The sequence below is a fragment of the Prevotella amnii CRIS 21A-A genome, from assembly GCF_000177355.1.
GTDB lineage: Bacteria > Bacteroidota > Bacteroidia > Bacteroidales > Bacteroidaceae > Prevotella > Prevotella amnii.
This window is the reverse complement of record NZ_ADFQ01000073.1, coordinates 1-10,138: the sequence shown is the minus strand read 5'-3', so window position 1 is coordinate 10,138 and position 10,138 is coordinate 1. Positions and strand designations below refer to the sequence as shown.

Here is a 10,138-nt window from a genome sequence, read left to right as displayed (position 1 = left end):
TCACATAAGCCATGGGGTCAATGAAAATAATCATAATAAGAATAAACTTACTGATTTTCATATTATTTCTTGCCTCGTTTACAAATATTCATGCACAGAACGGTCCCGATGGTGTTCGTGCAGCACTGTTTATCGCTTATGCCCAGAAGGCCAAGAAGGCTATACGAGCCCAAGATGCGTTATTAGCAGTCAATCTTACAGGACATAAGTACCTAAAGGAGGAAGTTAAGGAAATAACAAACCTACAACTCCAATTCAACGAGTATCTTGACACTTTTCAGGATGTTATCAACATAGCTGCTGATGTTTATGGTATTTATATGGAAGTAAACGAGACGTTGAAGAACTTAAAAGTAGTAAAAAGTATCGTTGTCAGGCAGCCAGCTAATGTGTTAGCTGTGGCCTTATCTAGATCTAAAAACAATATTTATCATGATCTTATAGAAAACGGTACTAAAGTAGCAGGAGATATAGTGCATCTATTCCCATTTAGCAAGAATCCTGATAAGAGAACAAAACTAACGCAATATGAAAGGATCAAGATAATGGATAATATACGCTTAAATCTACGTGCTTTAAACGTAAAGCTACGAACATTAAGCAGACTTGTCAATTATACAACCATAATGGATTCATGGTATGATTTAAAAGGAACTGGTAAAGAATACCAACCCCGCAAGATGAGGACAATTACTAACGATTGTTTAAAAGCATGGTCTAGGAAAGCTAAAAGTGTAAAATATTAAAAGCAATGGAAGAAAGTAAAGAAATACAAGGAACGTACAGTATATTCAGGACAACCATATATATTTCTCTCCTTTTGGAGTTCTTTATGTATGGATTAGACCAAACAGCATTGAGTGGCTTAGGTGGAATTACGGCAAATTTCCACCAAAGGCTTAGTGTACTCTCTATGTACCAGTTCCTCCCTTATTCAAAGATGGTAACACTTATGCTTGTCATTATCACCTGCATAGGAACAAAGAACAAGAAACAGATAGAGTTTGATGCCCGAAAGATGGTATTTTATCCCCTAGCTATTGGGCTTGTCTTAGTCGTCGTATCCGTGTTTATCTATAACAGTAATTGGCATGCAAGACTATGGCTATTAAAGGCTAATATGTGGCCGTATATAGCTATCTCCGTAGTAGGTACTGTACTTGTCCATATTGCACTTGACAATGTGTCAAAGTACTTCAAGGATGGCATGCTTAAAGACCGTTTCAACTTTGAGAATGAGAGTTTTGAGCAAACCACAGAACTTGTAGAAAACAAGTATTCAGTCAATATCCCTATGCGATATTACTATAAAGGAAAGTTTCGCAAAGGCTGGATAAACATAGTGAACCCTTTTAGAGGGACCTGGGTTGTAGGTACTCCTGGTTCAGGTAAGACATTCTCCGTTATAGAGCCTTATATTCGCCAACATTCAGCCAAAGGATTTTCTATGGTTGTCTATGACTATAAGTTCCCTACACTTGCCACAAAACTCTATTATCATTATAGAAAGAATCAGCAGCTAGGCAATATACCTATAGGGTGCGATTTCAAAATAATCAACTTCGTTAATGTTGAATACAGCGCACGTGTCAATCCTATTCAGCAGAAGTATATTCCCAACCTAGCTGCAGCACAAGAAACAGCAGAGACCCTTATAGAGTCTTTGCAAAAAGGACAGAAGAGTTCAGGCGGAGGTTCAGATCAGTTCTTTCAAACCTCTGCAACTAACTTCCTTGCAGCATGTATATTCTTTTTTGTAAACTACAACAAGAAGCCTTATGATGAGAACGGAAAAGACCTATATCCTGAATATAGTGAAGACAAAGGCACTCATCATAAAAGACTAACAGGAAGGGTTTTCAGTAATGCGAAACAGATTGGCAATAAAGACTATCAGGTACAACCTGCTTACTGGAAAGGTCAATTTTCGGATATGCCTCACGTTCTTTCGTTCCTAAACCACTCTTATGAAGAGATATTTGAGGTGTTAGAAACCGACCCTGAAGTATTTCCTCTCTTAGGACCATTTATGACAGCCTTTCATAACCAAGCTATGGAGCAGCTGGAAGGTATGATAGGAACTCTTCGTGTACAGACCTCTCGTTTGGCTACAAAAGAGTCTTACTGGGTATTTAGTGGAGATGACTTTGACCTAAAGGTATCAGATCCTCGCCATCCAAGTTATTTGCTTATTGCCAACGATCCTGAAATGGAAAGTATCATTGGCGCACTTAATGCTCTGATACTAAATCGACTTGTCACACGTGTAAATAGTGGTATGGGTAAAAATGTTCCTGTGAGTATCATCGTTGATGAGCTTCCAACGCTCTATTTTCATAAAATAGACCGTTTGATAGGAACAGCCAGAAGCAACAAGGTTGCTGTCACGTTAGGCTTTCAGGAACTTCCACAGCTCGAGGCAGATTATGGCAAGGTGGGAAAGGATAAGATTATAACTACCGTAGGTAATGTTGTTTCCGGTTCTGCTCGAGCAAAAGAGACGCTTGACTGGCTGTCAGGCGATATTTTCGGCAAGGTAGTACAGCTCAAAAAGGGTATAACCATTGACAGGGACAGAACATCCATCAATCTAAATGAGAACATGGACAGCCTGTTGCCAGCATCAAAAATAGCCGATATGAGACCAGGATGGTTATGTGGCCAGACAGCTGGCGATTTTGTCGTTACAAAGACCGGCAGGAGGGATTCCATCGATATCCAGACGGCCGAGGAGTTCCGCACCACCAAGTTTTTCTGTAAAACTTCTTTTGACACGGAACAGATAAAGGCGGAAGAGGCGGACTATCACAATTATCCCATTCCGAAATTCTATCACTTCGATTCTGAAGACTCAAAGGAACGAATCCTATATTCTAACTTTGACCGAATAGACAGCGAAGTAAAAACGATGATCAAAGTCATTCAAACAGAGAATAAGAAGAACGGTGGTTCACAAGTTGCTCCACGTAAGGCTGCTATAAAAACTAATAAAAATAAATCGTCCTAACATTCTAAAGAAAAAAGAAATGGTGCATCAAGCGATACATCATTTCTTTTTTTTAGTTTCAATAGTCCGTTAAATATTATGCTGCGTCAGTATCAACTGCCCATTCAGCCGTTAGCCCAGCTTAAAAATAAAATACAATGAACAATATTGTAGCCTACGAGGAACTGTTAATCCTCATCATTTCTATCTATCAGCCCAATAGCATAAGAATGCGTATCAAAGTAATAACCCATGGAATGTATCTTTATTTCATCATATAAGCTACCTTGACATGTCACCACGGATTCGTTATCATCGAGGGCGCAAATAGCATCATATACCTCTCGACGCTCTTTCATGAATTTCTCAACATCCTCAAAGTTGTCGAAATCTGATATGATTTCTTTTACTTCGTTCTCATAATAATAAGCAGCATCGTCGGCTGTAAACAAATTATAGTCATCACCATACTCTTCGGCTGTACGAGTAAATGGGTCGTACGCCCGATTACCTGTCCTATACCAAACATTCCAGCCATCACGTTTATCGAATATCTCAATACTTAAATCGTGCTGGTCTGCATATTCACGCGCTTCTTCCATAGAGTCAAAGCCGATGATAGCCTTTTTCAAGTCAAGAGGATAACCACTCCGTTCCGATGTAGTTTCGATTAACTCAAAGCCTCCCTGTGCTGCTAAATCGATAAAATCAATTTTTTTCATATTCTTTCCCCGTCATGCCGATAGGTCAGCTTTTTAGTTTGTATAATTAATTTCGGGCATCCTGATTCTCAACCTTAAAAGGTTTTTTGGATCTTCGACCCGAACTTTTTTTTATTCCGGTGTAACCGTCATCTCGAACCTTTTATGTGCAAGGTAAGAGTACTGGCAAAAAGGAAAATAAGGCAAATAATTGATCGATAAATTTTTCAGGAAACCGCAATCTATTTTATTTCGGAGGGTTTTGAAAAATTTATTGTCAATAAGAGACTGGTGTTTGCCGTGTTTCCTGCCAGTACTACCTTTGCATCTAAAAGTCGATAGATGACTACTGGCGGAGAAGAGAAGTGAGGTCGAAAACAGAGACAAAATAAAAATAGATAAAGAAAAAGTAAGTATAGTTTCTTGGATAAATGGTATATACATATTTACGAATAGACAAGAATATGTATGTATTATATACATATTATGTTATATACATATAGTTATATATAAAGGAATATTCATAAACAGTAAACAGTAAAAAAAATGAAAAAGAAAATTATTTACATTTATTTCCTCTTAAGATTCTGTTTCTTACCCGATTTTAGCATATGTACTCCCATAAGGAAACAACGCTGCCGGAAAGCCATATCATCTTCATCATCTTTCTTTCCCCAGCCACTTTGTGGTGCAGAACCGCCCCCAGCACTCTGTGATATTTCAGTTGCCTTATCTAGATAACCTAAGAATAGTGCCGTAGCAACAAGTGCAACTTGGCTAGAGTTTTCTGCCATCTGTTCAAGCATAGAACCATTAGAAAAACCTTTTGTTGCTTCGTCAAAAGCAGCACGCTGTTCAGGTCGCAAAGACTCTCTGTAAGCATTTAGTTTCTCGCTTTGTTTTTGAGCTTCAATAGAAGCCATATTCCATCCCACTGCCTGCATATCTCGTAAAGTTTGCGAACTCAAATTAGGTATAGATGTACGCATTTCGTCCTTGATCTCTTTGTACCTCTCCTGTGTTACATCAGTCTGTCCCTTGATTAAATCGAGTTTCTTTTCTGCCTCTGCAAGTTTTTCTTGTTTGTCAATTATTTTTATCTTTGTTTTTTCAAGATCATCAAGTATTCTTGCTCGTTCAATATCCCCCTGTTCCTTGGTAATTCTACCAGCTTTGACATCTTCCTCTAACTTTTCAATTTCATGCAATAAGTCAGACTTATGTCGTTCAAGATTAGCTATCATAGTAGTAAGACCTTTCAGTCTCGCCTCTCCATGTTTGATTTCTTTTTCTTGTTCAGATAACCTAACTTTGTTTCTTGATATTTGTTTCTTCTGCTCTGCAACATCTTCTTTTAAGCTATCCACTTCTCCCTTCAGTTCCTCTCTTTTTTGTGCATAATATTCACCCATTGTTCTATGCTTACGCCCAGTTTCTGCAATACTGTTACCACGGTCAAGAGAGTACTTCTTATTAACTTCAGAAAGCTCATTATGAAGGTTCGTCATACGCTGACTAAATTCAAATTTACTCTTCCCAGCCATAACCATTTTCCAAGAGAATTTATTTTGCTCTGTAATTGGTAAAATTGTGCAATGGATATGTGGATTTGTTTCATCAAGATGTACTATAAAAGCTGCAATGTTTTTCTCTCCAAACTTTCTACTCATAAAGTCATACATATCGACTGCCCATTTTTCAATTTCAGGACTGCGAGTTATATGCGAATTATCAGCCCCTTTATCCAAATTTACCTGTTGATCACCAAAGGCAAGATGGTGCATCTGCTCTCTTGATCCACCAAGAATGAAATTAGCAATTGTTCTATACTTTGGATCATCCAGTCCGACATTAGGATCAATGATGTTTCTTGCAGCCAAATTATCTTTTATTCGTCTTGGAATGGATAGTTTTTTATCAACAGTGGTAACCACTCCACCATTACGAACTTCAAAATTGAGGTGTTCACGAGTGGGGTCAAAAGCATACGAAAGTTTACGCTTATATGCTTCCTTTGAGAAGTTTCTTAGATGCTCATTACTTTGTGCTGTGGTGATGCCTTTAGATGCCATCAAATCCATTACTTGTTTTGCCATATTGCATTATTTTGTAGTTTCAGGGGGGTGGTCCCTATGGGGGGTGGTCCCTTATATAAAAATTATCATAGGGTGGTCTCTCGTTTTTGCGAGTCAGGGACCACCCCTAATCTTTGATATTTTTGGGGTGGTCCCTGGGGGTGGTCCCTGGCCTTGTAATTTGTTGAAATTGTGATATTTATTTATTTTAGAATGGGTGGTCCCTGGGGGTGGTCCCTGAAATGAAATTATTATAGGGTGGTCTCTCGTCTTATGGGGTCAGGGACCACCCCCTGTTTTTTACATTGTCAACCCTCGGAGAGCCTAATATAGACACGGCTTGCCGCACGTAGTCCCCCTCCTCGTGAGGGGTGTCTATACCCCCTCACGAGGATGAGGGGGGTATTAGGCTACCTCCCAATGTAAAAAGTTTTAAACTCTTTTCTATATCAATTTGTTCTGCGCAAGCGCAAACTATATATTTTTTCATCTTTTCCATTTGGTCATTAAAATTGAGATGTCAAAGTTGAGATTTCGAGATGCGAAAAAATGATCGCGTCATTTTTCTACAGCATTTTCAGATCGTGAAACAATAATTTCATTCCGAACTCTAACCATCTTGCTTGTTACAACACTGAAAATTTCAAGTATGTTTTTCGATTTTAAAAACATAACGAATTTAATTACTGAAGGACGACTCCACCCCCAATCCTTTGATAAACGCTCTATATTTACCGCCATCGTCTCTTTTTTACTTTCAGACGTAGAATAATACTCTATAAGGTTTTGGAACGCTTGTAGGCGAGAAAAACGTCTTTTGTTTTTATATGAATAATCAACACTAAGAAATTCAAGAAGATCAAAAGGGATTACAACATGATAGTTTTTGTTGATAGAAATACCATCTTCTATACCCTCTTTTTTATTACTATTCATAAGAACATTTTTATATAAAAATCATATGTAAAAATCTTGTATTATTTCTCCAACACTTTTATATAAAAATCTTGGAGAAGACCATTTATGCAGTCACCCTGTTTTTCCTATTATAAATAGGGATAGGTTTACGACCTTTCGGAGGTAAGCTACCATAGAAATTAGGATAGAATAAAGCTGCCATTGTAATAATGAGAAGTACCTCTGAAAAAAGCATGTATCGTCCTTCATCGAAGATAGAAAAAAAGATCATAATAGCTGATAAGATAAGTAAAGTTTTCTTACTATTATGTATTATTGTTAGTATCCAGTTTGCCATTCTATATGAAAAGAAAATTAGTGTTAAGGCAAAAGATACAAGATATACGATTGGACGAGTTAGGAAGGGATAAAGATAGTTACTAAATTTCCTTTGCATGAAAGGAGCAACCGTTTTCTTACCACTAATGCTAAGTTTATTCAGTCTGTTTTCTTTAACCATAGTCTTATAAGTTGCAGCCACTTCACTTGACGCAAAGTTATCTACACCCTGGAAGAGAAGTAGAGATAGTAGAAGTAATAATGTAAAGAATTTTCTTGACTTTTCTCTACGCTTCATCTTATCATAGAAGTTGATAAGATAAGTACCCAGTCGCCAAATAGTCTTCTTCAGTTTCGACATTTGGGGTTGAACTGCCGTAAAGGCATTACGGTATCTCTTTATACTTTCTCTCCTTGGTTTGATAAAAAAATGATACAGAAAAGGAATACTAGTCAATACGAAAAATAGGAATAGTTTCAATATTAGTATTAACATATTATATTAGTTAAAATGAGACAACATTTTGGCATAAGATTCTTGTTCAAGGATATTCTTCTGAAGCCTTGTCATACGATTACGTTCATTAAGAAGATGACAATACATCGTCTCTAAACTTTCAAAGATAAAAACTGTCATCGAATTAATGAGACCATATTGTGTAGAAGATAAATAGAAGACCAACATTTCATCTTCTACAGGAGTTGAGTAGGCAACAACCTTATACATTTTACCCTCCTCCTCTCTAGTTGCATAAAGAACATGAAGATGTAGTTTTTCTTCCATACTTGTTATGAAATTTTCTAACATATTTTGTTCTTTCAACTGAACTACAATCTCCGAAAAAGAAGAGTGCTGAATAACATTAATTTTTTGTTCTGGAAAATATTCAGGCAACTTCTTTATCATTTTTTGATATAGAAGAATGATAGAACGTTTCACTGTTCCTTCCTCCAACGAATTACTATTCAATACTTTTTCCATAGATTTTGTTGTTATAAAGTTGATGATATATATGACTTCAAGAAATAATCAGATAACGTATTAACCAGTTTATCTTCTTGTTCTTTTGTCTTTTTTTGATTATCCAAACGAGTAAAAAGTGTAGGTAGATCCTTTGAAATAATCATGAGTTCTTCCCTTTGCTTTTTTGTAAGTACAGCAGTAGAGTACTCGTCTATCGATACGTATGGTTGAATTAACATCCAGCGATAACTTACCCTCTGCTGCTGGTTGAGTTTCTTATTATTTAGAATATCCTCCCTGCATGCTATTGCATTTTGCATGATACGTCGATTAAAGCGCATAGTTAAGTATAACATTGTTCTATCATTCACTTCATCGCTTTTTCTTCCAACAGAAGAATAGAGGCGTTCGAAGAGCCTAGAAGTCTTCTCTGTTAGTTGTTGCATATCATGAACCGGTACATTACTAAGATGTTCCATCAGTGAACGGAAGTACCTATCCTCTTGCTGGATAAAAACAAGCAGCTGTGCCTCCTGCGTAAATGGTTGCGTATTATTAAGCAGACTGTTATAAACCGATAATATCTTTGGAAGACCTTTAATAGTAGGCTCGTCATCTAGTTTGGCATAAAATTCTGAAGCCTTTTTATAGGTATCGGACTTTTTTATTTTATCACGATCTGAAGCAGTGTTAAGTTTCAGATACATTACATCCTGGAGTGAGCGTTGTTTTGAAAAGGCTAATCGTGTAAGCTCTGTTCTCATTGAATCAGAGACAACAAAATATGCCATTGCAATAGGACTCTTCAGATTAATGGTTGAATCTCTAGAAAAAACGCTATAAGCTGAATCTTGAATTTCTTGCCATTGTGCTGTAAGGTCTGTTACCTTTTCAATATCAGCATCTTTGATAGCCTGAATTTCTGTCAGCTTGTTTTTACACGCCTCTACTGCTTCAGTAGAGTTTTTGAAAGATGGATGTGACGTACATGAATAGAAAAAACATGTCGTCAAAGCTAGAAAAATTGAGATATAATTTGTCTTCATAAAAATATGTTTTTATTGCTGCGAAAGTACAAAGGAAGTTGCAAAAACATATAGCAAAAAAAATAAATCTTTTATATTAACCTTTTCAAAAACTTCTGCAATATTCTTACATTGAAAAGTTAGTAAATAAAACGTTTAATAAGTTCTAAATATTAAATATTCAGAACTTATTAATAAAATAAAATTGATGTTATTAACACGCTTCAAATGTTAATTTTTTCATTCATAAAATATTTTTCTTTATATTAATATTATCATTATAATCAGATCTATTAAGGTATGCAACAAATCCCCCTGCTACCAATAAGGAAAGAAATGAAACAAGAAGAGAAACCTCTATTGCAGCAGCACATATTATGATTGCTATAAGAATAAGATGAGCAAGCACAACTTCCCTATTTGAGAAGCTCTCTTCCGTTAAAGAAGAGAAGAACAAGTTCTTGGCTTTCCACCATTTTGTGATAACATCAGTTACTGAAGTCTCCTTGCTTTTGTCAACAGATATAGTTTTCATTTGAATAAAATTAGTGTTCATAATCATTTAATTTATAAATTATAATAGGTGTGATTTTTTCAGTATGTACTGTTTTATGTGGCTTCAATGAGTTCCAGCAGTTCCTCTTCTGACTTTACTTCTCTTCCATCATAATAGAAATGAGTATCAAGTGAGCCGTTGATGTAACAGCCGAACTTTTCACGATTGCAATTTTTTGTGTCAACGAAGTAATATACAACTTTAAGCCAAAGTATCTCCATGAGACGGTTTCTCACATTAGAGGTACAGTCACCTGCAACCTCGATTGCTTCGTTTAAGTCTTCATTTGTCCAATCAAAACCAAAGTTCTTTTTGAACTCCTCTAATTTACTGTCCCAATTAGAAAATCCTAATGCTACTAAAATCATTTCGTTGTTTGACATATCTATTTGTTTTTTAGTTATTATCTAAGTAAGATATTAAACTGTATAATCGTGTGCATGACCACATAATCTCCACACGTTACCCTCTCTGAACATTTTTCTAAGAATGGTAGTTAGCTTGACCTTTCTACATTCATAGGAATTGTATATTCCAAGAAGTTCTCTTGTTGCTTCATTTTTTTTCATATTTTTGTCGTTTATGTTTTATAATT

At 36.2% G+C, this 10,138-nt stretch carries 11 protein-coding genes; 2 read left to right on the top strand and 9 right to left on the bottom strand.

Features of this window, described 5'->3' with window-relative positions; translation table 11 throughout:
* Positions 1–20: 20 nt before the first annotated feature.
* Both HMPREF9018_RS06435 and HMPREF9018_RS06430 read left to right on the top strand, forming a co-directional pair.
* Entirely contained in the window at positions 21–746 is a 726-nt protein-coding gene (locus tag HMPREF9018_RS06435; protein WP_008449571.1) for a hypothetical protein, read from the top strand.
* A gap of 5 nt (positions 747–751) precedes the next feature.
* Complete coding sequence (locus tag HMPREF9018_RS06430) at positions 752–3,007, top strand: type IV secretory system conjugative DNA transfer family protein (protein ID WP_198506727.1); 2,256 nt, start codon at positions 752–754, stop codon at positions 3,005–3,007.
* Positions 3,008–3,174: 167 nt separating this feature from the next.
* On the opposite strand, the gene HMPREF9018_RS06425 is transcribed toward HMPREF9018_RS06430, so the two are convergent.
* The 9 genes from HMPREF9018_RS06425 to HMPREF9018_RS11105 form a co-directional block, all read right to left on the bottom strand.
* Entirely contained in the window at positions 3,175–3,708 is a 534-nt protein-coding gene (locus HMPREF9018_RS06425) for a hypothetical protein (RefSeq protein ID WP_039864588.1), read from the bottom strand.
* Between the two features lie 548 nt (positions 3,709–4,256).
* A complete protein-coding gene (gene mobV, locus HMPREF9018_RS06420; RefSeq protein WP_039864587.1) occupies positions 4,257–5,783 on the bottom strand; it encodes a MobV family relaxase in 1,527 nt (508 codons plus the stop codon).
* A 537-nt stretch (positions 5,784–6,320) separates the two neighbouring features.
* Entirely contained in the window at positions 6,321–6,698 is a 378-nt protein-coding gene (locus HMPREF9018_RS06415; protein WP_008449574.1) for a hypothetical protein, read from the bottom strand.
* Positions 6,699–6,783: 85 nt separating this feature from the next.
* Positions 6,784–7,359 carry a hypothetical protein gene (locus HMPREF9018_RS06410; protein WP_232724656.1) on the bottom strand — a complete coding sequence of 192 codons (576 nt, stop codon included), beginning with the start codon at positions 7,357–7,359 and terminating at the stop codon, positions 6,784–6,786.
* A gap of 141 nt (positions 7,360–7,500) precedes the next feature.
* Positions 7,501–7,980 (bottom strand): hypothetical protein, encoded by a 480-nt coding sequence (locus tag HMPREF9018_RS06405; protein WP_008449567.1) that lies wholly within the window; start codon positions 7,978–7,980, stop codon positions 7,501–7,503.
* Positions 7,981–7,991: 11 nt separating this feature from the next.
* Positions 7,992–8,975: a hypothetical protein gene (locus HMPREF9018_RS06400; protein WP_232724655.1), complete on the bottom strand. Its 984-nt coding sequence runs from the start codon at positions 8,973–8,975 to the stop codon at positions 7,992–7,994.
* Positions 8,976–9,231: 256 nt separating this feature from the next.
* A complete protein-coding gene (locus HMPREF9018_RS06395) occupies positions 9,232–9,543 on the bottom strand; it encodes a hypothetical protein (RefSeq protein WP_008449569.1) in 312 nt (103 codons plus the stop codon).
* A 53-nt stretch (positions 9,544–9,596) separates the two neighbouring features.
* Positions 9,597–9,926, bottom strand: a complete 330-nt coding sequence (locus HMPREF9018_RS06390) for a hypothetical protein (RefSeq protein ID WP_039864584.1) — start codon at positions 9,924–9,926, stop codon at positions 9,597–9,599.
* A gap of 36 nt (positions 9,927–9,962) precedes the next feature.
* Positions 9,963–10,112 (bottom strand): hypothetical protein, encoded by a 150-nt coding sequence (locus HMPREF9018_RS11105; RefSeq protein ID WP_198506726.1) that lies wholly within the window; start codon positions 10,110–10,112, stop codon positions 9,963–9,965.
* Positions 10,113–10,138: the final 26 nt, after the last annotated feature.

Bases quoted from the DNA above. Each gene is read 5' to 3' on its own strand.
- HMPREF9018_RS06435 (WP_008449571.1), top strand. From the start codon at position 21: ATGAAAATAATCATAATAAGAATAAACTTACTGATTTTCATATTATTT.
- HMPREF9018_RS06430 (WP_198506727.1), top strand. From the start codon at position 752: ATGGAAGAAAGTAAAGAAATACAAGGAACGTACAGTATATTCAGGACA.
- HMPREF9018_RS06425 (WP_039864588.1), bottom strand. From the start codon at position 3,708: ATGAAAAAAATTGATTTTATCGATTTAGCAGCACAGGGAGGCTTTGAG.
- mobV (WP_039864587.1), bottom strand. From the start codon at position 5,783: ATGGCAAAACAAGTAATGGATTTGATGGCATCTAAAGGCATCACCACA.
- HMPREF9018_RS06415 (WP_008449574.1), bottom strand. From the start codon at position 6,698: ATGAATAGTAATAAAAAAGAGGGTATAGAAGATGGTATTTCTATCAAC.
- HMPREF9018_RS06410 (WP_232724656.1), bottom strand. From the start codon at position 7,359: ATGTCGAAACTGAAGAAGACTATTTGGCGACTGGGTACTTATCTTATC.
- HMPREF9018_RS06405 (WP_008449567.1), bottom strand. From the start codon at position 7,980: ATGGAAAAAGTATTGAATAGTAATTCGTTGGAGGAAGGAACAGTGAAA.
- HMPREF9018_RS06395 (WP_008449569.1), bottom strand. From the start codon at position 9,543: ATGAACACTAATTTTATTCAAATGAAAACTATATCTGTTGACAAAAGC.
- HMPREF9018_RS06390 (WP_039864584.1), bottom strand. From the start codon at position 9,926: ATGTCAAACAACGAAATGATTTTAGTAGCATTAGGATTTTCTAATTGG.
- HMPREF9018_RS11105 (WP_198506726.1), bottom strand. From the start codon at position 10,112: ATGAAAAAAAATGAAGCAACAAGAGAACTTCTTGGAATATACAATTCC.